Source organism: Nocardia miyunensis NBRC 108239, from assembly GCF_001613065.1.
Classification (GTDB): Bacteria; Actinomycetota; Actinomycetes; order Mycobacteriales; family Mycobacteriaceae; genus Nocardia; species Nocardia miyunensis.
Genome location: NZ_BDBQ01000082.1, coordinates 20,816 through 41,845 on the forward strand (window position 1 = coordinate 20,816; position 21,030 = coordinate 41,845).

The following is a 21,030-nucleotide window of genomic DNA, read 5'->3' on the forward strand; positions in this document are numbered from 1 at the left end:
ACGGACTTATCGAGCTTCGGGGTCCGAGGCCAGCACCGAACGACCACCAGCGACCGGAACGGTTGCGCCGTTGATGAACCCGCCGTTCGTGGACAGCAGGAACTCGGCCGCGGCGGCCACCTCATCGCTCGTCGCGACGCGGCCCAACGGATGAAGTGCGGCCATGTCGCGTTCGACGGCCGCCGCGGACTCCGGTGTCAGTGATGACAGATATCCGGCATAGCGCTCGGTGGCGACCGAGCCCGGCGCCACCGCGTTCACCCGGATTCGGTGCCGGCCGTATTCCACCGCAAGCGCCCTGGTCAGTCCTTCGATCGCCGCCTTGGCGGTGCTGTAGGGCAGCGCACCGGGGACCGCTCGACGTGCCTGGTGAGAACTGATGTTGACGATCGAGCCCTGGCTAGCGGAGGCCAGGAACCGGCGAACCGCGGTACCACACCCGACCACGACCGGGCGCAGGTTGGCATCGATGAGGTCCAACACCCGATCCGGGCCGGAGTCGTGCAGGGACGCGTCCCCGAAGATGGCGGCGTTGTTGACCCAGCCGGTAAGGGTGCCGACCTGCTGGGCGCGATCGGCCGCCTGCTCTGTGATCTGTTCAGCGCCCGCGTCTCCGGCCACCACCATTACCGATCCCGCAGTCCAGGAAAGGTTTTCGGTGTCACGCTCGACCACCACGACCGGGTGCCCACGCCGAAGCATCCGCTCCGTGATCGCACGGCCGATTCCTCGTCCACCACCGGTTGCCACGTAGGACTGCGTCATACAATCCTATGCTGGACAAGCGATCTCGCAGAGCCCGCGCACAGGGTCCAGCGCGTTCGCCGATTGGTTCTGTGGCCGGTACGCGGGTAGCGGCTGTGGACGCGTCTGTCGATGAAAATCCGTGGTACGGGTCGCACGTGCACGGATATGGTCACCCGGTGCCTGATGCGATCTTCGCTCACTCTCGTTTGGCGCTGGTCTATGACGAGTTCGAAGGCGACCGCGAGGACTTGCTCGCCTACATCGACATCGCCGACCAGCTCGAGGCTGATATGGTCATCGATATCGGTTGCGGGACAGGCACTCTCGCTGTTCTGCTGGCGCGGTCCGGGCGCACGGTGCTGGCCATCGATCCAGCCGAGGCATCCCTGGAGATCGCGAAGACGAAAGACGCACCGCCAGCTGTCACCTGGCTGCACGGCGATGCCACGGACGCACCCGAGACCGGTGCCGACCTGGCAATCATGAGCGGAAATGTCGCGCAGGTGTTCGTGACCGACGAAGAGTGGTCCGACGCGTTGACTGCCATCGGTCGAGCCCTGCGACTCGGCGGCCACCTCGTTTTCGAGACCAGACGCCCGGAGCGGCGCATCTGGGAGGACTGGTCGAGGCGAGCGGAGCCTGTGGTCCGCGACGTCCCCGGCGTCGGACATGTGGAGCAACGTCTCGATGTCACTGCCGTTCAACTCCCGCTTGTATCGTTCCGGCACATCTACACCTTCGCCACGGATAGCGCTGTCGTCGTGTCGGATTCGACGCTGCGATTCCGCGACCGAGCGGAAGTCGAAGCGGATCTGTCAGCTCACGGCTACCAGGTTCGCGACGTCCGGGACGCACCCGATCGTCCCGGACGGGAGTTCGTCTTCATCGCCGAGAAGACGTCCTGAACCAGCTCCGAGGACGCACGGGGTTCGGCATGAACGCGTTCTGGGCCACCTGAGGAACCGCCCTCGAGGGCAGCGGGGAACGAGCAGTTCTCCCGGACGGTGGTCGACTGATCTTCTCGGCGAACGACTTGTCGAGACCGTTACCGGAAGCGATTCACGTGGGCATTCGGACGGGAAGCGCTTTCGGGCCGCGCATCGAAACCGTATTCCGGAAGGCCGGTGTGTGGTCGAGTAGTTCGAAATCGGGTGCGCGGCGCACGAGTTCGGTGAACAGGATTTCGCCTTGCAGTCTAGCCAGAGGGGCGCCGACGCAGAAGTGCGGGCCGTGGCTGAAGGCGAGATGGCGCGAGGTTGGGCGATTGCCCGCGAATCTGAGCACATCCAGTGCGTCGGGGTCGGGGAACGCCTCCGGGTCTCGGTTCGCCGAGCCGACGAGCAGGATCAGGCCTGTGCCACGCGGCAGTGTCTGCCCGGCGAATTCGACGTCGCGCATGGTTACGCGGGTCGGGAACGGCACGGGCGTGTCGAATCGGAGGAACTCCTCCACCGCGTGTCGGCTCGATTGCGGGTCGGCTCGGAGGATGGCGCGTTGGTCGGGATTGCGGGCGAGGGCCAGCAGGCCGGTCGCGATGAGGTTCATCGTGGTCTCGTGGCCCGCGATGAGCAGGAGCACCGCCATGTCGACGAGTTCGGTCAGCTCGAGCGAGCCTCGTGTCGCGAGCTCGGAGAGCAGGTCCGTGCCGGGGTCGGCGCGGCGGCGTTCGATGAGGTCGGCGAAGTATTCGCCGAACGCACCCACGGCGTCCACGCGAGCGCGTTTTTCCTCGTCCGACAGCAGGGCGTCGGGGTCCAGGCCCCGGCTGATCGCGGCGGTCCACACGCCGAACCGCGCGTGGTCGGCGGCGGGGACGCCGAGCATCGTGCAGATCGTGTTGAGCGGCAACGGGTATGCGACCTCGGAGACGAAGTCGACTTCGCCCGCGGCGGCGGCGCGGTCCAGCAGGGCGACGGCCGTGCGGGTGATCTGCGCACGCAACGCGGCGGTCGCTCGGGCGGTGAAGGACGGCGCGACCATCGAGCGCAGCCGGGTGTGCTCGGGCGGGTCCATCAGCAGGAACGAACCGGGCAGCGTCCGAGGATCGACGCCGGGTCGGAACGGGTTGATGCCGGAGAAGTAACCGTGTCCGAAGGCCGGATCGCCGAATACCGCGTCGCAGTCGGCATAGTGCGACACGAGATGGATGCCGGGCCGGAATTCGTGCAGTCGCCCCGCCGCCCGCAGCGATCGGTAGGCCGGAGCCGGGTCGGCACGCAGTTCCGGGGAGAACGGGTCCAGTGTGCCGGTCATCGCTCAGCCCCTTCCACGGGCTGCGAGCGCGTCGGCAGGGGCGCGAGACGAGTCCGCATCGCCCAGCGGCCCGGCGCGTATGGGCGGCAGTCGCCACGGACGACGAGAGTCGGCGTCGACGGCAGCGTGCCTGTCGGCGGCTTCGGAACGGCGTTCCGACATATGCCCAGCAGAATCTCCGGCGACGCCGGACGCCCGTTGTGGGGTGAGAACAACCGCGCCGACGAGCGCGACGTAACCTCCGGCGCTTGTGCAGAATTCATGTTCGAAGCTCAACAGCAGACGGTGGCGAAATCGTGAACGAAACGCGAATTATGCTCGGTGACAGCAGTTTTCGATGAAACCATAGTCGGCGCCGATACACCCCATTCAGATCGGCCGATAGGAACGGCCGATATGGTTTGTCCGGCCTACGCCGCCGGTCGACGATTCGGTGGGTGAATTCCGATTCCCCGCACGCCGTCGTTCTGGGCGCAGGCATCGCAGGATTGCTGGCCGCCATCGTGCTCGCCGAACATTTCCCGCGCGTCACCGTGCTCGAGCGCGACACCTTCGCAGGCAGCGAGCCGCGCCGAGGAGTCCCCCAGGCCAGGCATCTGCACGGTTTGATGGAGGGTGGCCGCGCCATCATCGAAACGCTCTGTCCCGGACTGACCGACGAGATCGTGGCCGACGGTGCGCCGACCACCGAAGTGCTGGCGGGCTCCCGGTGGTACCTGAGCGGGCTGCGGGCGGCACCGACCGAGACGGGCCTGGTCACCCTGCTCGCCAGCCGACCTCTGCTCGAGTGGGGATTGCGACGGCGCGCGGCGGCGCTCGACGGGCTGACCATGTGGGAAAGCGTTGCCGCACAGGGCCTCGTCGCCGAGGCGGGCCGGATCACCGGAGTCCTGGTGAGCGAGTCTGGCGGCCCCGCCCAGACCATCGCCGCCGACCTCGTGCTCGACTGCACCGGACGGGCGTCGCGCGCACCCGAGTGGCTGCGGGCCGTCGGTGCGCGAGCGCCCGAACAGGACAGCGTGGTCATCGACCTGGGCTACTCGTCCCGCACCTACCGGCACCGGCCCGAGCACCTGGAAGGCCAACTCGGAGTGGTCGTTTCGACCATGGCCGGTCGTCGCGGCGGCGGCGCGATCGTCGTCGAGGGCGACAAGTGGCATGTCACGCTGGGCGGGATGCTGGGCGATCACCCGCCGACCGATCACGAAGGCTTCACCGCGTTCGCCGCGACGCTGCCCGTTCCCGACATCCATCGCATCGTGACCGATGCCGAACCATTGAGTGATCCGGTGCCGCACAGATTCCGCGGTTCGGTCCGCAGGTACTTCGAACGTCTCACGACGCATCCGGAAGGCTTTCTCGCGCTGGGCGATTCACTGTGCAGCTTCAATCCGCTCTACGCGCAGGGCATGACCGTGGCGGCCCAGCAGGCGCTCGCCCTCCGCGCGTGCCTGCGGGAAGGTACCGCGCGATTGCCTGCCCGGTTCTATACCCGCGCCGCGCACCATGTCGAGGTCGCATGGCGAATGTCCACCGGCGCGGATCTGAATCACCCCGGCGTGGTCGGGCGACGGACACCTCGAATCCGGCTCATGAACTCCTATGTGGGACAGGCACATCGCGCGGCACACGTCGACCCGGCAGTCGCCCGCGCGTTCATGCGGGTCGCCAATCTCGTCGACCCGCCCGAGACTCTGCTGAGGCCCGGGACCGTCGCGCGGATCCTGTGGCACGGTCGCGGCTGAACGATCGGCCGGACGCGCGGAATTCCGGTGCCGCCACGGCAGCGGAGCGGTGGAGCAAGAGCGCGGACCGCGGCGTCATACCGCGGTCCGGCTCACCTCTTCATTCGCGATGGCCGCCCGTGCCAGCCGAGCAGAACGGCTCGGCCGGGCAGAGCAACTCCAGCCGGACAGGGCAGCGCTGGCCGGACAGCCCAACTCCAGCCAGGCACAACAACTCCAGCCAGGCAGAGCGGTTCCACCAGGCAGGACAGCTCCAACCGAGCAGGACAGCTCCCACCAGGCAGAACAACTGCCGCCAGACAGAACAACTCCAGCCGGGCAGAACAGCTCCAGCGAGGCAAGACAGCCCCAGCCGAACAGGACAGCTCCCACCAGACAGAAACAACTCCAGCTGGACAGGACAGCTCCAGCCAGGCAAGACAGCCCCGGCCGGGCGGGTTGGCTCGACTGGGCAACTCAGGCCGCGGTGAAGCGGACCGGCAGCGACTCCAGCCCGCGGATCACCACATTCGGCTTGTACGAAGGGGTTTCGGTGAGCACCTCGAGGTGCTTGACCCGGCGCACGAGCACATCCAGCAGCACCTCCATCTCCAGCAGCGCCAGCGGTGCGCCGAGGCAGTAGTGGATGCCGAGGCTGAAGCCCAGATGCTTCTTCGCCGGACGCATCGGATCGGAGTACCGCGCCACATCGACCTTGTCCGGGTCGGCGTACGCGGCGTCGTCGCGATTGGCCGAATTGATCAGCACCACGACACCCTCGCCGGTCTCGAAGTCGTGGCCCGCCACCGTGATCGGCCGGGTCGCGGCGCGGGTGGTGACCTGCACCGACGGCTCGAGGCGCAGCAGTTCGTCGGGCGCGTACTCGGTCAACTCCGGGCGCTGACGCAGCAGCTCGAGCTGATCCGGATTGCGCATCAACTGCAACATGCCGGTGCCGACCAGGTTCGCGGTCGTCTCGTGACCGGCGACGAAGGTGGTGATGCAGGTGGCCAGCAGTTCCTGTTCGGTGAGCACGTCGCCGCGATCCTCCACCTGCGACAACACGCTCAGCAGATCGTCGGTCGGGCAGCGGCGGCGCTCGTCCAGCAGCTCGCGGAAGAAAGCCATGAAGCCGCGCGAGGCGGCGCTGCGGGCGCGCAGCGCCTCCGGCGGCAGCGTGTAGTCGTGGTCGAAACCGCGCGCCAGATCCTGCGCCCAGCGATGCACCTGGCCGTACGCCTCCTTCGGCACCCCGATCAGCTCGGCGGCGATGGTCAGCGGCAGCGGGTAGGCGATCATGTCGATCAGATCGAATTCGCCTGCGGCCAAGGCATTGTCGACGAGCTGTTCGGTCAGCTCGGTGATCCGGGGACGCAGCCTGGTCACCATGCGCGGGGTGAAGCCCTTGGTGACCAGGTTGCGCAGCCGGGTGTGGTCCGGCGGCTCCATCCACAGGAACGAGGTCGGCAATTCCTCCGGCGCGTCCTGCGCGGCGATGGTGGGATGCATCATCCCGGCCTCCTCGGCATGACTCCACGCCGTGGTGGACAACACCGCGGTGCAGTCGTCGTAGCGGGTGATCACCTTGTGGCCCAGCGGCGTATCGTGCAGCGGGCCCGCCTCGCGCAGCACCCGGCCCGGGGTGTACGGGTCGGCGCGACCGGCCGGGCCGAAGAGGTGCTCGATTGCGGTGGCGATCGCCGGATCGGCGGTCGGTGCTGTCAGGTCCATCTCGGACTACCTCCTGATCAGTGCGAGACCGGCTCCGATGCCGAATCTGCGGTTCATACGTTGCCGTGCAATAGGATTCGTCGCGCGATACGCGGATTGAGCAGGGCCGCAGGCGGTTCCACGAGATTCGCGACGCGCAGGAAGGTGCGCGCCACCTGCGGATCGAGATGCGCGGCGCGCTGCGCCCGCGCCACATAGGCATTGGTGATCTTGGTGCGCAGGCCGCGCTGACCGACGACGCCGGCGTGCGCCAGATCCGCCGAGGTGGCCAGCTGCCAGGCGGCCGCCACCGCCGCCCCGGCGGCGGCATAGAACCGGGCCGGTAGTTCGCGATCGGGTACGTGCAGGCAGTCGCGCAATGCCAGCGCCTGCTGTGCGGCCACCGTCATCCCCTGCGCGTACAGCGGGTTGAAGCTGCACAGCGCATCACCCAGGACCAGAAACCCCTGCGGGACAGTGGGTTGCCGGTCGAAACGCCGCCGCACCGAATGGCGGAACCGGTGCGGCACCGGATCGCCGAGCGGTTCACAGCCGGTGACGATGTCATGGATATCGGGTCCGGCCAGGCCCGCGGCGAAGGCCGCGAACCCGGCCGGATCGGTAGGCGGATGATCACCGAGCATGCCCGCCAAGGTGACGTGCCAGCGGTCGTCCTCGACCCGGATCGCGCCGCCGCCGTGCCCGTTCGCACCGGTGGAGATGATGATCGAGGCGGGCCCTTCGGCCTGGCCCGGGCCGCGCCGGTAGAACTGGGAGCTGTAACCGAGATCGACCTCGAGCCGTTCCTCCTGCGGCGCCCGCGCGCCCAGCCGGGTGAGCCATTCCGGGGCCCGCGATCCGCGGCCGGTCGCATCAACCACCAGATCGCCTGTGAGCGTGAGTGTTTCGTCATCAGCGGCGGCGACGACGCCGGTCACCCGGTGCGCGGCTCCGAGCAGTCCGCGCGCGGTCGTGCGCGTCTGCAACCGCACGCCCGGCATGGCCAGCGTGCGCTCGCGCAGCACCGCCTCGAGCAGCGGCCGGGTGGCCATCACCGAGGTCAGCCCGGTCTCGGCCGCCGCGACTCGCAGATCGGCCACGTACCAGCGGGTTCCGATCAAGACCTCGGCGGTGGTGGCCCCGCGCCGCGCCATCTCGCTGGTGAAGCCCGGATACAGCTGCTCGATGGCGGTGCGGCCGCGATCGAGCAGCCCGTGCAGATGCCGGGCCTGCGGAATGCCGCGCCGAGGCCCGCTCGGCTCCTGCCCGTCGCCGTCTCCGGTGAATTCGTCCCGCTCGACCAGCGTCACCCGCGCGAACCGATCGGCCAGCACCCGGGCCGCCAGCAGTCCGGCGATCCCCGCGCCGAGCACGATCGCGTGCCCCTCGCCCGTTGGAACGTCATCGGTAGCGCGCGGATGTCGCGCCGAGTCGGCCCGAGCCGGGGCCGTCCGCGCCGTCGTGGTCTCGTCTGAACTCACCTGGGCAACTCCTCGAGGATGAACGTGCACCGAGGAAACGGCCACGTCGTCCCGCGGCGGCGAGGCGCGAACCGTGTCGGCGACCATCCTGGTCCCGGCTTGCCGCGTGCCCCGCGGCGATCACCGGCTCCTATCGCCCGATAGTCCAATGTCCATACCCGGCAACGCAATTGGACGATAGAAGAGATTTATCACCGGACGCATTTCACAACCCGTTCAGGGCCCGGAAACCCGGCGCTGCTGGGCTGGCCGCATGACGATGTCCGCAGCGACCCTGCCGGAGCAGCTGGCCGCGATCGCCGCCCGCCACCCCGAGGTACCGGCAACGTTCTGGTCGCTGTCGCAGCAGACCCTGGACTACGCCGCACTGCACCGGGAGGCGACCGGCGCGGCAGCGGCGCTGGTGCGGCGTGGCGTGCGCCGCGGCGAACCGGTGGGCATTCTGTGTCCCAACGCACCGGAATTCCTCATCGGCCTGTTCGCGGTCACGGCCGCCGGGGCCGCCGCGACCCCGCTGCCGCTGCCCGCCGGAGCCCGGCAATTGCAGACCTATCCGGAGAAACTGGCGGCAATCGCCGCCGCGTCGGGTATGCGGACCGTCCTGGTCTCCCCCCAGTTCGCGACCATGACCGCCGCGTTGTCCGATGTGCCCGTCGAATTCATCGGCACCGCGATACTTTTCGCCGAATCCGCGGACGTCGAGCTGCCGCCGGTTAGTCCGGAGGATCCGGCGGTGGTGCAGTTCACCTCGGGCAGTACCGCCGCCCCGAAGGGCGTGCGGCTGACCCACCGCAATGTGCTGGCCGGTCTGGCCGCCATCCGCACCGGTATCGACCTCGGCCTGTCCGATCAGGGCGGATTCTGGCTGCCGCTGTTCCACGACATGGGCCTGTTCGGCACGTTGTCGGCCATCCTGCGCGGCATTCCCGCCCACATCTGGTCGCCCACCGCCTTCGTCAAGGATCCGGCGCGCTGGCTGAGCCAATTCGCCTCCAGCGGAACGACTATCACGGCCATGCCGAACTTCGGTTACGAGGCGCTGCTGGCCGCGGTGCCGCCCGAGCGGGCGGCCGATTACGACCTGCGGCACTGGCGCATCGCCTTCAACGGCGCCGAACCCATCTCCCGCGAGGTGGTGACCGCGTTCTGTGAACGGTTCGGCCCGGCCGGATTCTCCCCCGCCGCGATGTTCGGTGTGTACGGCATGGCCGAGGCCACACTCGCGGTCGCCTTCCCGCCGCTGGGCCGGGAGCCGTTGTTCGACTGGGTGGATCGCGCCACGCTGTCGGATTCCGGTTGGGCGCATCGGGTTTCGCCGGATGCTCCGGGCGCTCGCGCGGTCGCCGGGGTGGGCGGGCCGGTGGCCGGGCTGCGACTGCGAGTGGTCGATCCCGACTCGGGGATCGCGATACCCGACGGGGAGGTCGGGGAAATCCTGATTCGCGGCGATTCGGTGACCGACGGCTATCTGACCGCCGACCCGGCGCGCACGGCCGAATTGTTCACCGACGGCTGGCTGCGCACCGGTGATCTCGGCTACCTGCGCGCCGGGGAGCTTTTCGTCACCGGTCGCAGCAAGGACATGATCACCGTGCGCGGCGTCAACTACTACGCGCAGGACGTGGAGGCCGCCGTCGGCGACCTCGACGGCATCCACCGGGGCCGGTGCACCGCCACCACCGATCCGGTCGATGCGGACATCATCGCTCTCATCGTGGAGACCGACCACACCGATACGGCCGCCGCAGACCTCGTCACCGCCGTCGAGGACCGCGTCGCCGCCCGACTGGGCCTGACCGCGGTGCGGGTGTACCTGGCCGCGCCGCGCAGCATCCCGCGCACCAGCAGCGGCAAACTCCAGCGGCCGGCCGCCCGTGAACTGATCGTCAACGGTATTGCCGCGCAACACCGTCCGTAGAGAAACCGGAGCCACCGTGCACAGCTACGACGTCTTCCGCCATTACGAGCGCCTGCACTGGAAGCTGGGCGACCTGAACCTCGACAGCATCGATCCGACGCTGGTCCGGCCCGAATACGTGACCCTCGCCAAGAGCGCCACCATGGGCGAGTCCAATGTCATCGCCGCGGTGCACGGCTTCCTCGACGAATTCGTCGACGACTACGACTTCTCCACCTTCGCGGTGGTGTGGGGTTTCCAGGAAGTGCAGCACCACTACGCTTTTCGCGCCTGGCTGGCCGCCATCGGGGAAAGTGTCGACGACGCCGCGGTACACGCCATGCGCGCGCCCTACGCGCCGGGCACCACCCCGTCGGCGACCCTGGCCACGAACATCATCTCCGAACTCACCGTGAACCACGTCTACCGCACGGTCTCGCGGTGGGTGACCGAGCCGGTGTTGCAGCGCCTGCTGATGGCGGCCAGCCGCGACGAGGCCGGGCACGCAAGGGAATTCATCCACTACACCAACCAGCGCCTGGCCCGCCGTCCCGAGGAACTGCCGTCGGTGCTGGAGACGCTGTACGTCTACAGCTCCGAGGCGAAGATCAAACATCCGGTGAGCACCTTCAAGTCCGGTATCGCCGAACTCGGCGACCACGAGACGATCGACACCGGATTCGAACTGTTCCTGGAGCAGATCGCCGAGGACGGCGAGCTCGAGGTGTTGCAGGACAAGGTGCGCCGCATCTTCGCGGGTATCACCGGGCTGGATCTGTCCTCCAATGCCAAGGTGCGGCGGGCCCTGGCCGATGCGATCGCCTGACCCCATGACCGACCGCGCCGCCGCGCCCCCTGCCGACACCATCAGCGTGCCCTGGTCGGTGGTGCCGGACTATCACTGTTTCGGCTGCTCACCGCATAATTCGTCGGGTCTGGGACTGCGCTTCACCCGGCACGCGGACGGATTGCAGGCCCGATTCCGGCTGGATCACCGCTTCGAGTCCTATCCGGGGGTGGTGCACGGCGGGCTGATCGGAGTGATCTGCGACGAGGTGATGGGCAATCTGATCGTACTGGCCCGGCAGGTACCGGCCTTCACCGTCTCGCAGCGCACTCGCTTCCTCACCCCGCTGCTGATAGGTCGCGACTACCGCTGTGTCGCAACACTTTCCACCGACAAGGCGGGGACGATCGGCGCGGCCGCGGACATCCTGGACCAGGACGACGGGCTGTGCGCCTCGTCCAGCGCCGTCTACCGGCCGTTCGCCCTCACCGACGTCCGGCACCAACTCACCCTCGGCGACGCCGACGTCGCCCGCCTCGAACACGCCCTGTCGATCCCCGACGCGCACTTCGCACCGGACGCCCCGCCCGGCTCGAATCCACTGCACCGGAACGGAGTTCACCCATGACCGAGCCCACCAGCGAGCAGATCCTGCACACCGTCACCGAGATCGCGGTCGCCGAGACCGGCATCGCGGCCACCGAACTGCGCCCCGACGTCGACCTGCGCGGAATGGCCGGAGTCGATTCGGTGCGCGTGCTGCGGATGGTGGCCCGCATCGAGCGGACCTACGACATCGAACTCGAGGACTCCGACGTCTTCGGCATGTCCACCCTCACCGACGTGGTGACCGTGGTGGACAAGGCGCTGCGAGCGGAGGCGGCATGACCGGTCAAGGCCCGGAGGCGGTAGCGGAGCGTAACCACGTAGGGCCTCCGGACATGCCCAGTGGATACAGCATGACCGGCACCGCCGACACCAATCAGCACTACGATCTCGATCCGGAGATCTTCGGCGAATTCCTGGATCCGTTGCGCAAGTACAGTTCCGCGCGGTACCTCGGCGCGGACGACACCCTGGAGCAGGCGCAGCGGCACAAATTGCGGTTCGTCGCGGACCGGCTGGGCCTCAGCGGCGGCGAGCGGCTGCTCGATGTCGGTTGCGGCTGGGGCGCGCTGATCCTGTTCATGGCCGAGGAATTGGGCTGCCACACAACGGGAGTCAGCCCCGCGCCGCGCCAGCACGAGTACATCGCCGCGCAGGCTGCCGCCCGCGGCCTGACCGACCGGGTGCACACCCGGGTCGGGCACTTCGAGCGACTCGACCTGCCCGCCAAGAGTTTCGACGCGGTGACGCTGCTCGGTTCGATCGTGCACATGCCCGATCTGGACGCGGTATTCGCCCGGGCCCGCGGTGTGTTGCGTCGCGGCGGCACGCTCTACGTATCGGAGAGCTGTTTCCGGAACGAATTGGCGCGCAATGCCTTCGATGATCGAGAGGGAACCCGTTTCGTCAGGTCGGATATCTTCGGCTTCGGCGAGCTGCGCCCGCTGTCGGAGCTGGTGGCCGGTGCGGAGAACGCCGGTTTCTCGGTGATCGCGGTGGACGACCTGACCGCGGACTACCGGCGCACCATCGAGGCGTGGATCGCCAATGTGGACGCCGCCGCCGACCGGATCGATGCGCACGGTCCGGGCCTGGCCGCGACGTTGCGGCGCTATCTCGAAATCGCCAATGCCGGATGGGGTTACACCACCAAGCATTACGCGCTGACCTGCCGCAACGCCCGCTAGCCCGAGGAATTTTCGATGACCCGAGACATACCCGAGGCGGCGCTGCCCACAGCGGCGGTACTGCTGCCCGCCGACGAGGTGACCGCGGCGGTGGACGGCTTCCTGGCCGCCTCGCCCGCCGCCCGCGCCTGGGACGTGGAGACCGCGTTCGATTGGGAGTCGGCCGATGCCGGTCGGCTCACCGAGGGACAGCGTTCGGCGGTGCAGTTCGTCACCTATATCGAGGATCACCTGCCCGGCTATTTCGATGTGTATCAACAATATTTCCCGGTGGACGACCGCGTCGACCTTGACACCTTCGTGCACAATCGCGAGCTGTACCACTTCACCGTGCGCTGGGCGGTCGAAGAGGACACCCACGCTCGCGCATTGACGCGCTATCAGCAGGCTGCCGGAATGGCCGAAAGATCCACGCTGCGTATCGAACTCGCGATAGAGGGCCGCAAACCCTTCGATCTGCCCTACCGGCATCCGGTCCAGTTCTTCGCCTACGCGCTGGTGCAGGAGAAGGCGACGCAGATGTATTACCAACAGCTGCGCGAGGTTTCGGGCGATCCGGTGCTCGGCGCGGTGCTGACCCGGCTCGCCCGCGACGAGGCCCGGCACTTCAGTTTCATGGCCGATGTGGTGGGACGTTATCTGCGGACCCAGGGCGATGCGGTGGTGGAGCCGATCCGCGAGGTGATCGCCGGATTCCGGATGCCGTTGGCGGACACCATGCGTGGTTACTGGCGGTGGGCGCTGCGGATCGCCGACGTCGCCGACTACGACCACACCGCCGCTTATACGCATCTGGTGAAGATCATCGATCGGGCGGTCGACACCCGCACCGAACCCCTGGATGAGCTGGTTCGGTTCCTGGACAGCACTCGCTCGCTGCCCTGATCCGGATCGGCCCGGTCGCCCCGCGGCGATCGGGCCGACCCGCGCGGAACTACTGCGGTTGCAACACCAGGATGGTGGTGGAGCCGTGTGCGATCAATTTGCCCGCGGCGTCGGTGATCCGACCCTCGGCGGTCGCGGTCCGGCGGCCCACGTGCACGGCCGTGGCTTCACAGGTCAGACGGCTGCCGTCCAGGGCGACCGAACGGATGAAGTTCACCTTCAACTCCAGCGTCGTGTACGCCACGCCGTCGGCGAGGGTGGTGAAGACCGCACTGCCCATCGCGGTGTCCATCAGCGTCGCGAGCACCCCGCCGTGCACGGTGAACATGGCGTTGATCGTCGCCGGGTTCGGGTCCAGGTAGTACCGGGTGAAGCCGGGACCGGCACTCTCGAGCCGGATGCCGAGCGACGCGCCGACCCCGAGCTTCTCCCGCAGGCCACGCTCGAAGACCTCGGTGAGTTCGCCGACCCGGCTCGCGGCCGTATCGGCCTGAATATCGGTGCTGGTCATAGGTTCTTCCTCCCTGCCGAACGATACGCAGCCATTCGAACAGCGCTCGGTGAACTGCGCATGGCCTGCGCCCAGGCGATATCCAACTCCGATCGGGTGATCGGAACACGATGCACGGCCGTCGCCGGACGCGCCCGGTCGGTAGCGTCGCGGCCGTGGCCGAGACGCTGGGCGCCGATTTCTTCGCCGATCCGCAGTCCTACTACCGGCGCTGGCGCGCCCGGGGGCCGGTGCACCGGGTGCGATTCCCGGACGGGACCGATCGCTGGGTGGTGATCGGTTATCCGGAAGCCCGTGTGGCACTGGTCGATTCGCGGTTGCGCAAGGATATCTTCGGCCTGGACGCGGTGGTCGGCGCCAAGCGCCCCGGCGCCCGCTCCGATCCGCGCACCCTGGCGCTGCTCTCGCACATGCTCAACAGCGACCCGCCCGAGCACACCCGCCTGCGCAGACTGGTCACCAAGGCGTTCACCGCCCGGCGGATCGCGCAGTTGCGGCCGCGGATCGAGCGGATCGCCGATGACCTGCTCGATGACCTGCGGGAGCGCGAACGGGCGGACCTGCTGACGGAATTCGCTGTGCCGCTGCCGATTACGGTGATCTGCGAGATGCTGGGAGTTGCCGTCACGGACCGGGACTCCTTCCGACGCTGGACCACCGATCTGGTCGGTGTGGTCGGCCGGGAGGAGCAGCGCCGCGAATCCACGGTGGCGATGACGTCGTTCCTGGGAGATCTGGTGCGGGACAAGATCACTCACCCCGAGGACGACCTGCTGTCCGCGCTCGCGCACACCACCGACGACGGCGATCGCCTCACCCCCGCCGAACTGGTGTCCATGTCCTTCCTGCTGCTGGTGGCGGGCTACGAGACGACCGTCAACCTGATCGGCAACGGCGCCTCGGCGCTGCTGCGCAATCCCGAGCGCATGGCCGAACTGCGTGCCGACCCCACCCTGGTCCCGGCCGCCGTCGAGGAGTTCCTGCGCTTCGACGGCCCGATCGATCTGTCCATGGCCCGCTACACCGCCGCGCCGATCACTCTGGGCGACACCGAGATTCCGGCCGGTGAGGTGGTCTACATCGCCCTGGCCGCCGCCAATCACGACCCGTCCCGATTCGCCCACCCGGACGTCCTGGACCCCGCCGCCGACCGCACCGGCCATCTCGCCTTCGGTCACGGCATCCACTTCTGCCTCGGCGCCCCGCTGGCCCGCCTGGAGGCCGCCACCGCCTTCACCGCACTGCTGCGGCGTTTCCCGGGATTGCGCCCCGATCCCGACGCCGCTCCCCCGCGCTGGCACGAGAGCACGCTGATCCGAGGACTCGTGGAACTGCCGGTCTTGTTGCACGACAGGCATATACGAGCCTGAGCTGCTCGCTGTCGAACGTACGAACGCGTCGCCGGGCGGCTGGTAATCGGCGATCATCGACGCACCTTCGACGGCACGCGCGGGACCGCGATCACTCGCCGGACTACCCGAGCGCACGACCCGGCGCACATGAGCTCACACCGAGAACCCCGCCCGGAATTTCCGGGCGGGGCCTGGTGTCCCCCCGGCGTTCCCGCCGGGGCGTTTATCTACTTGGCCGGGGTGAACGGCTGGTTGATCGTGGTGAAGTACTGGGCCGCGGCCGCGATCGCGACCGGGGCCGTCACCAGCAGCTGACCGGCCAGAGTGCCCAGCGCACCGACAGCGATGATGCCGCCCAGGCAACCGACTGCGGCGGCCGGGATGAAGGCGCCGAACAGGCCGACGATGGCAGCGGCGGCCACGGTGGCGCCCGCGATACCGCCGAGCAGGCAGCCCACCGCGCCGCCGGTCAGGCCACCGACCAGGGTGCCGATCGTGGCGCCGGCCGAGATGGTGGTCACCATGCGGTTCCAGGCCGCCTGCTCACGGTCGTAGGGGGTCTTCCACGGCGCGCTGTTCTCGTAGGGCAGCGCGACGGGCTTGTAGACCGCGTGCGCCAGGTCGAACTGCGGGGTCAGCGTCGCGGTGTGGTCGTGGATGTCGGCCGCGATCGGGAAGACGAAATCGTCCACGCGGAAAGACAATTCGGTGCCGGCCAGCACCGTGCCGTTGGCTGCCTTGATCTTGAAGACACCGTCCTGAGCGGTCATCGAGCCCGCGTCGGTGGAGATGATCGTCGCCTTCTGGGTGGTGGTGGCCTTGTAGTCGACCACATCGCTGTTTGCGGGCGTCGCGCCGGCCACGCCGGTCGTGACGGCCAGCGCCGAGACCAGAAGCGTCGCCGCCGCTGCGAATTTCCTCATCTTTTGTTGCTTTCTTCTCATCGGTGTTCGGGTGGGTTCGGCGCGCGATTGCGCGCACGTCTGTGACGTCGGCGAACAGCCGATTGACGCGCTCGGGGATAGAGCGCTGTTACAGGTCGAGGGTGAGAACCCGCGAGCGCGCCCGGGAGACGCACAGCATCATGGTGTCGCCGCGCTCGCGCTCGTCCTCGCTCAGCACGCTGTCGCGATGTTCGATATCGCCGGACAGCACCGGGGTTTCGCAACTGCCGCAGGTGCCTTCGCGGCAGGAGGTGACGATCGGGATCCCGGCGGCCTCGAGCACGTCGGCGATCGACTGCCCGGGACCGACCCGGTAGGTGCCGCCGCTACCCGCGAGCCGCACCTCGAAGGCGCGATTCTCGCTGTGCGCCAACGCTTTCGGCGCGAAACGCTCCAGATGCACCGGGACGTCCGAGGCCGTGCCCGCGTTCTCCACCGCCGTCAGCAGCGGTTCCGGGCCGCAGCAGTACACCGCGGCATCCCCGGCGTCGCCGAGGATGCGCTCGATCGGCAGCAGACCGTCCTCGTCCTGCGGCACCAGCATCACCCGGCCGCCGTAGCGGGCCAATTCGGCGGTGAAGGCCAGGTGCGCCCGGCTGCGCGCACCGTAGTACAGCGTCCACTCCGCACCCGCGGCCGCCGCGGCGGCGGCCATCGGCAACAGCGGAGTGATGCCGATACCGCCCGCGACGAAGACGTACTTCGCCCCCTCGACGAGTTCGAAGTTGTTGCGCGGCAACGATACCCGCAGTTCCGAACCGGGCAGTGCGGTGTGGAACAGATGCTCCGAACCGCCACGACCCGCCGGATCGCGCAGGATCCCGACTCGCCAGCACCGCGAGTCGGCGGGATCCCCGCACAGTGAGTACTGCCGCACGCCGTGCGGACCAACGCCGACGTCGATGTGCGCACCCGGCGACCAAACCGGGAGCCGCGCTCCATCGACGGCGGCGAGTTCGAGGCCGAACACGCCTTCGGCCTCGTCCGTGCGGGTCTGGACCCGCACTGCGAACTCCGTCATCCTTGTCCCCTCAGACCTGTCGTTCGTCGCCACTACCGTGGCCGAGACGGGCACCGGATGCACGATCGTTGCGCGGACTCTTCTAGACCGATCGGCGTTGACTATCGCCCCGCGTTGTCGAGACGAACCCGACCGACACTGAGCGCATGACCCCTGTGACGGAATTGGTCGACAAGACCAGGGAGTTCGTTCGAGAGCATGTCATACCGATCGAGCGCGAAGTCGTGGTCGACGGCCGCGTGATGGACGACGCGCTGCGCCTGGACCTGCAGAAGAAGGCCAAGGCCGCGGGCGTCTTCGGGCCGCTGTCGGATATCCGGTACGGCGGTCTGGGGCTGGACACCCGGGCGCAGGCCGAGCTGCTGGAGGCCGCGGGCGCCAGTCTGATCGGCCCGCTCGCGGTGAACGCCTGGGCTCCCGACGACGGCAACATCCATCTACTCGCCCACGTCGCCGACCCCGAGCAGCGGGAACGTTATCTCGCGCCGCTGGCCTCGGGTGAGGTTCGCTCGGCGATCGCCATGACCGAACCGGCCCCCGGCGCCGGATCGGACCCGCGCATGCTGCGCACGGCGGCGGAGGAGACCGACGGCGGCTGGATCATCAACGGCGCCAAGCATTTCACCACGGGCGCCCAGGGCGCGGCGTTCGTCATCTGCGTGGCCACGACTCCGGACGGGCCGACCATGTTCCTGGTCGACCAGGACAATCCCGGACTGCGGGTGGGCCGCCGGATGCCGACGCTGGACCACAGCAGCGCCCCCGGCGGGCATTGCGAGGTGGAATTCGTCGACTGCGAGGTGCCCGACTCGGCGGTGCTCGGCACGGTCGGCCACGGGCTGGAACTGGCCGCGGTGCGCCTCGCGCCCTCCCGGCTGACGTTCTGCATGAACTGGCTCGGCCTGGCGGTGCGGGCCCAGCAGCTGACTCTGGATCACGTGGTGCGCCGCACCTCCTTCGGCGCGCCGATCGCCGAACACGGTCTGGCCCAGGGCCTGATCGCGGACAGCGAGATCGATATCGCCGCCGCGCGCGGCCTGATCCGAACCGCCGCCGCCACCATCGACGCCGAGGGCGCGGTGTCCGCGCAGGCCCGGCACGAGACCTCGATCGCGAAGACGTTCGTCTCCGAGGCGGTCTGGCGCGTGCTGGACCGGGCCGTGCAGCTGCACGGCGGGCTCGGCGTCTGCGAGGACCACCTGGTTGCCCGATTCCTGGTGGAGGCCAGGGCATTCCGCATCTACGAAGGCCCGTCCGAAGTGCTGCGGTGGTCGATCGCCCGCCGTGCCCTGCGCGGACCGCGCTGACCCGAAGGAGGACATCATGACCGCACGTGTGACCGGCGGATTCGCCGCCGCCTATCCCGAACTCGACCCGGCCGCAATCGATTACGAATATCTGCGCGCGGTATCGCAGGACATGGTGCCGTTCGGACGGCACGTGGGCACCCTGATCACCGAGGTCGGCCCGGAGCAGGCGGTGGTGGAGATCCCCGCCGTCGACCACGCCCGCAACCACATGGGCACCGTGCACGCCGGTGCGTTGTTCACCGCCGCCGATATCGCGGGTGCGGCGGCCTTCGTCGGCGCGGCCGCCGCCCGGCTGCACACCGTGGAGCGGCTGGTGCTGCGCGGCGGCGCCGCCTCCTACCGCAAACCGGCCGTGGGCCGCATCCGCGCGATCGCGACGGTGGATCAGCGCGAGCTCGCCAACATCCTGGCCGCCGAGCGGTCCGAACGTTTCGAACTCGGCGGCAAGGCGCTGCTGCGTGACGACAACGACGTGGTGGTCGCCAAATTCACCTTCGACTACGTCTGCGACGTCGTGCTGGGCGAGGACCGGTCATGACCACCGCCACCCCCGAATCCCGTTCCGGCTTCGGCACATTGGAGTCCAGCACGGTGACCACCTCGGACGGGGTGGAGTTCACGCTGCGCTGGCTGCCCGCCGAACGCGCCGACGCGCCCGTGGTGCTGCTGCTGCCCGCCATGGCGATGAAGGCCAAGGCGTACTTCTTCTTCGCGAAAGCGCTTCACGCACAGGGCCTTTCGGTGGCGACCTGCGATCTGCGGGCGCAGGGCGAGGCCCGGCCGACACTCGGTGAGCACACCGACTTCGGCTATCGGGAGATGCTCGAGATCGACATGCCCGCCATCGTGGCCGCGGTGCAGGAGCGTTTCCCGGGCGGGCCGCTGCGGCTGTTCGGGCACAGCCTGGGCGGTCAGGTGGCGCTGCTGTTCGCCGCCGCCGAACCGGAGCGGGTCGCCGGGGTGGCCGTGATCGGCACCGGCACCGTGTTCTGGTGGGCGTTCGGGATGCGGCGCTGGTTCGAGGCGCTGAGCCGGATCCAGTGGATCGGATTGGTGGCGCGGGTCAAGGGCCACTGGCCCGGCGGCGTGCTGATCCCGGCCCCGATGCCCGGCGGGGTCATGCGGGACTGGTCGCTGCACTCGCTGACCAGCTACTACCGCCCGCGCGGCACCCGCCGCCGGTACAACACCCTGCTGGCCGCGATGCGGCTGCCGGTGCTGGCGATCTCGCTGTCGGAGGATCCGCTCGGCCCGAAATCCAATGTGGACTTCCTGGTTTCGCGGATGCCCTCGGCGCGGGTCACCCGGTGGCATCTGGACGAGCGTTCCGCCGTCGTGCACCGCGACCATTTCGCCTGGATCAAGGATTCCCCCGCGATCGCCGCCGGTGTGGCGCAGTGGATTTCGGCGGGCTCCGTGCCCGAGCCCGAGGAGCGGTAGGTGGCCGGACTACGCCTCGAGGCGGTTTCCAAACGGTTCGGCGGAACACACGCCGTGCACGAGGTGAGCCTCGATATCGCCGACGGTGAATTCCTGGTGCTGCTGGGTCCCAGCGGCTGCGGCAAGTCGACGCTGCTGCGCATGATCGCGGGACTGGAGGAACCCAGCTCCGGGCGAATCCTGCTGGACGGCAACGACATCACCGACGCTCCCGCGCAACGCCGGGATCTGGCGATGGTGTTCCAGAGCTACGCGCTGTACCCGCATCTGACGGTGGCGCAGAACATCGCCTTCCCGCTGCGGGCGCGTCGCCGACGACGCGCGCGGATCCGCGAACAGGTCGCCGCGGTCGCCGCGACGTTGCAACTGGACGAGTTGCTGGGCCGCCGCCCGGCCGCGCTGTCCGGCGGCCAGCGACAGCGAGTCGCGTTGGCGCGAGCCATGGTTCGCGATCCGGGCGCGTTCCTGATGGACGAGCCGCTGTCGAATCTGGACGCCAAACTGCGCAGCGCCACCCGCGCCGAGCTGATAGCGCTGCATCGGCGCCTCGGCGCGACGTTCCTCTACGTCACCCACGATCAGGTGGAGGCGATGACGATGGCCACCCGGATCGCGCTGCTCAACGCGGGCCGGGTGGAACAGGTTGGCGCGCCCGAGGAGCTCTACGACCGGCCCCGATCGGTTTTCGTGGCCGGTTTCCTGGGTTCGCCGCCGATGAATCTGTTCCCCGCCGTGGTGCGCGAACGCGACGGCCGACTGCGAGTGATCGCCGAGGGAATAGACGCCGCTCTCGATATCGTCGCCGACCATTCGGAACGCGACGCCGGTTATATCGCAGAACACGAGGTCCTCGCCGGTATCCGCCCGGAACATCTGCGTCTGGAACCCGGCAGCGCCGATATCCGCGGAACAGTCAGCATGGTCGAGAATCTGGGCAGCGAAGAGCTGGTCCATTTCTCGATCGGCGAGCAGTCCCTGTGCGTACGGGTGCCACGCCCGGCCGGTGTCTCGGTCGGCGACCGCATCGGCGCGACCGTCGCGCCCGAGCGGGTGCACCTGTTCGATCCCGAGTCCGGGTTGCGGCTGCGTTGGCAGGAGCCGCAGCCGACGATCCACGCCGCGCACGACGATCGACCCGTCGTGCCGGTCCCCTGAGCTCCGCCACTCGATGAGGA

At 68.6% G+C, this 21,030-nt stretch carries 20 protein-coding genes; 13 read left to right on the top strand and 7 right to left on the bottom strand.

Annotated features, from left to right (window positions below; genetic code table 11):
- Window positions 1–6: 6 nt before the first annotated feature.
- Window positions 7–765 (bottom strand): SDR family NAD(P)-dependent oxidoreductase, encoded by a 759-nt coding sequence (locus tag NM2_RS32885; RefSeq protein ID WP_067677090.1) that lies wholly within the window; start codon window positions 763–765, stop codon window positions 7–9.
- 158 nt (window positions 766–923) lie between these two features.
- Here NM2_RS32885 and NM2_RS32890 point away from each other — a divergent pair, with 158 nt between their 5' ends.
- Window positions 924–1,652, top strand: a complete 729-nt coding sequence (locus NM2_RS32890; protein WP_067677184.1) for a class I SAM-dependent methyltransferase — start codon at window positions 924–926, stop codon at window positions 1,650–1,652.
- 154 nt (window positions 1,653–1,806) lie between these two features.
- Here NM2_RS32890 and NM2_RS32895 read toward each other — a convergent pair whose 3' ends face one another.
- Window positions 1,807–3,000 (bottom strand): cytochrome P450, encoded by a 1,194-nt coding sequence (locus NM2_RS32895; RefSeq protein ID WP_067677092.1) that lies wholly within the window; start codon window positions 2,998–3,000, stop codon window positions 1,807–1,809.
- A gap of 437 nt (window positions 3,001–3,437) precedes the next feature.
- Between NM2_RS32895 and NM2_RS32900 the strand changes: the two genes are divergently transcribed.
- A complete protein-coding gene (locus tag NM2_RS32900) occupies window positions 3,438–4,745 on the top strand; it encodes an NAD(P)/FAD-dependent oxidoreductase (protein ID WP_067677095.1) in 1,308 nt (435 codons plus the stop codon).
- A gap of 456 nt (window positions 4,746–5,201) precedes the next feature.
- On the opposite strand, the gene NM2_RS32905 is transcribed toward NM2_RS32900, so the two are convergent.
- On the bottom strand, window positions 5,202–6,455 hold the full coding sequence (locus NM2_RS32905) for a cytochrome P450 (RefSeq protein WP_067677096.1): 1,254 nt from the start codon (window positions 6,453–6,455) through the stop codon (window positions 5,202–5,204).
- A 53-nt stretch (window positions 6,456–6,508) separates the two neighbouring features.
- Window positions 6,509–7,915, bottom strand: a complete 1,407-nt coding sequence (locus NM2_RS32910) for an NAD(P)/FAD-dependent oxidoreductase (protein ID WP_245718325.1) — start codon at window positions 7,913–7,915, stop codon at window positions 6,509–6,511.
- 253 nt (window positions 7,916–8,168) lie between these two features.
- Here NM2_RS32910 and NM2_RS32915 point away from each other — a divergent pair, with 253 nt between their 5' ends.
- From NM2_RS32915 to NM2_RS32940, 6 genes are all read left to right on the top strand, one after another.
- On the top strand, window positions 8,169–9,833 hold the full coding sequence (locus NM2_RS32915; protein ID WP_067677098.1) for an AMP-binding protein: 1,665 nt from the start codon (window positions 8,169–8,171) through the stop codon (window positions 9,831–9,833).
- Between the two features lie 16 nt (window positions 9,834–9,849).
- Complete coding sequence (locus tag NM2_RS32920) at window positions 9,850–10,638, top strand: ferritin-like domain-containing protein (protein ID WP_067677188.1); 789 nt, start codon at window positions 9,850–9,852, stop codon at window positions 10,636–10,638.
- A gap of 4 nt (window positions 10,639–10,642) precedes the next feature.
- On the top strand, window positions 10,643–11,227 hold the full coding sequence (locus tag NM2_RS32925; protein ID WP_067677100.1) for a PaaI family thioesterase: 585 nt from the start codon (window positions 10,643–10,645) through the stop codon (window positions 11,225–11,227).
- Window positions 11,224–11,487: an acyl carrier protein gene (locus tag NM2_RS32930; RefSeq protein WP_067677102.1), complete on the top strand. Its 264-nt coding sequence runs from the start codon at window positions 11,224–11,226 to the stop codon at window positions 11,485–11,487. The genes NM2_RS32925 and NM2_RS32930 overlap by 4 nt, the downstream gene beginning before the upstream one ends.
- Window positions 11,488–11,558: 71 nt before the next feature.
- Window positions 11,559–12,392: an SAM-dependent methyltransferase gene (locus tag NM2_RS32935; RefSeq protein WP_067677103.1), complete on the top strand. Its 834-nt coding sequence runs from the start codon at window positions 11,559–11,561 to the stop codon at window positions 12,390–12,392.
- A gap of 15 nt (window positions 12,393–12,407) precedes the next feature.
- The gene (locus tag NM2_RS32940) at window positions 12,408–13,277 is read left to right on the top strand and encodes an acyl-ACP desaturase (RefSeq protein WP_067677105.1); all 870 of its coding nucleotides are present in this window, start codon (window positions 12,408–12,410) and stop codon (window positions 13,275–13,277) included.
- Window positions 13,278–13,326: 49 nt separating this feature from the next.
- On the opposite strand, the gene NM2_RS32945 is transcribed toward NM2_RS32940, so the two are convergent.
- Window positions 13,327–13,788: a PaaI family thioesterase gene (locus tag NM2_RS32945; protein ID WP_067677107.1), complete on the bottom strand. Its 462-nt coding sequence runs from the start codon at window positions 13,786–13,788 to the stop codon at window positions 13,327–13,329.
- 155 nt (window positions 13,789–13,943) lie between these two features.
- Between NM2_RS32945 and NM2_RS32950 the strand changes: the two genes are divergently transcribed.
- Window positions 13,944–15,158, top strand: a complete 1,215-nt coding sequence (locus NM2_RS32950) for a cytochrome P450 family protein (protein ID WP_245718326.1) — start codon at window positions 13,944–13,946, stop codon at window positions 15,156–15,158.
- Window positions 15,159–15,367: 209 nt separating this feature from the next.
- Here the strand turns inward: NM2_RS32950 and NM2_RS32955 are convergent, their stop codons facing one another.
- Together NM2_RS32955 and NM2_RS32960 are read right to left on the bottom strand one after the other, a co-directional pair.
- The gene (locus NM2_RS32955) at window positions 15,368–16,063 is read right to left on the bottom strand and encodes a DUF8020 domain-containing protein (RefSeq protein WP_067677111.1); all 696 of its coding nucleotides are present in this window, start codon (window positions 16,061–16,063) and stop codon (window positions 15,368–15,370) included.
- 109 nt (window positions 16,064–16,172) lie between these two features.
- Window positions 16,173–17,105, bottom strand: coding sequence for a PDR/VanB family oxidoreductase (locus NM2_RS32960; protein WP_067677113.1), 933 nt, complete (start codon window positions 17,103–17,105; stop codon window positions 16,173–16,175).
- A 146-nt stretch (window positions 17,106–17,251) separates the two neighbouring features.
- Here NM2_RS32960 and NM2_RS32965 point away from each other — a divergent pair, with 146 nt between their 5' ends.
- From NM2_RS32965 to NM2_RS32980, 4 genes are read left to right on the top strand one after another with little or no spacing between them, the layout of a single operon-like run.
- Window positions 17,252–18,412, top strand: coding sequence for an acyl-CoA dehydrogenase family protein (locus NM2_RS32965; RefSeq protein ID WP_067677115.1), 1,161 nt, complete (start codon window positions 17,252–17,254; stop codon window positions 18,410–18,412).
- A gap of 16 nt (window positions 18,413–18,428) precedes the next feature.
- Window positions 18,429–18,953 (top strand): YiiD C-terminal domain-containing protein, encoded by a 525-nt coding sequence (locus NM2_RS32970; protein WP_067677190.1) that lies wholly within the window; start codon window positions 18,429–18,431, stop codon window positions 18,951–18,953.
- Window positions 18,950–19,855, top strand: coding sequence for an alpha/beta hydrolase family protein (locus tag NM2_RS32975; protein WP_067677117.1), 906 nt, complete (start codon window positions 18,950–18,952; stop codon window positions 19,853–19,855). The genes NM2_RS32970 and NM2_RS32975 overlap by 4 nt, the downstream gene beginning before the upstream one ends.
- Window positions 19,856–21,010, top strand: a complete 1,155-nt coding sequence (locus tag NM2_RS32980; RefSeq protein ID WP_067677119.1) for an ABC transporter ATP-binding protein — start codon at window positions 19,856–19,858, stop codon at window positions 21,008–21,010.
- Window positions 21,011–21,030: the final 20 nt, after the last annotated feature.

Coding starts and splice junctions, on each gene's coding strand:
- NM2_RS32905 (WP_067677096.1), bottom strand. CDS start 6,455: ATGGACCTGACAGCACCGACCGCCGATCCGGCGATCGCCACCGCAATC.
- NM2_RS32955 (WP_067677111.1), bottom strand. CDS start 16,063: ATGAGGAAATTCGCAGCGGCGGCGACGCTTCTGGTCTCGGCGCTGGCC.
- NM2_RS32940 (WP_067677105.1), top strand. CDS start 12,408: ATGACCCGAGACATACCCGAGGCGGCGCTGCCCACAGCGGCGGTACTG.
- NM2_RS32960 (WP_067677113.1), bottom strand. CDS start 17,105: ATGACGGAGTTCGCAGTGCGGGTCCAGACCCGCACGGACGAGGCCGAA.
- NM2_RS32935 (WP_067677103.1), top strand. CDS start 11,559: ATGACCGGCACCGCCGACACCAATCAGCACTACGATCTCGATCCGGAG.
- NM2_RS32895 (WP_067677092.1), bottom strand. CDS start 3,000: ATGACCGGCACACTGGACCCGTTCTCCCCGGAACTGCGTGCCGACCCG.
- NM2_RS32915 (WP_067677098.1), top strand. CDS start 8,169: ATGACGATGTCCGCAGCGACCCTGCCGGAGCAGCTGGCCGCGATCGCC.
- NM2_RS32965 (WP_067677115.1), top strand. CDS start 17,252: ATGACCCCTGTGACGGAATTGGTCGACAAGACCAGGGAGTTCGTTCGA.
- NM2_RS32945 (WP_067677107.1), bottom strand. CDS start 13,788: ATGACCAGCACCGATATTCAGGCCGATACGGCCGCGAGCCGGGTCGGC.
- NM2_RS32970 (WP_067677190.1), top strand. CDS start 18,429: ATGACCGCACGTGTGACCGGCGGATTCGCCGCCGCCTATCCCGAACTC.
- NM2_RS32925 (WP_067677100.1), top strand. CDS start 10,643: ATGACCGACCGCGCCGCCGCGCCCCCTGCCGACACCATCAGCGTGCCC.
- NM2_RS32975 (WP_067677117.1), top strand. CDS start 18,950: ATGACCACCGCCACCCCCGAATCCCGTTCCGGCTTCGGCACATTGGAG.
- NM2_RS32885 (WP_067677090.1), bottom strand. CDS start 765: ATGACGCAGTCCTACGTGGCAACCGGTGGTGGACGAGGAATCGGCCGT.
- NM2_RS32930 (WP_067677102.1), top strand. CDS start 11,224: ATGACCGAGCCCACCAGCGAGCAGATCCTGCACACCGTCACCGAGATC.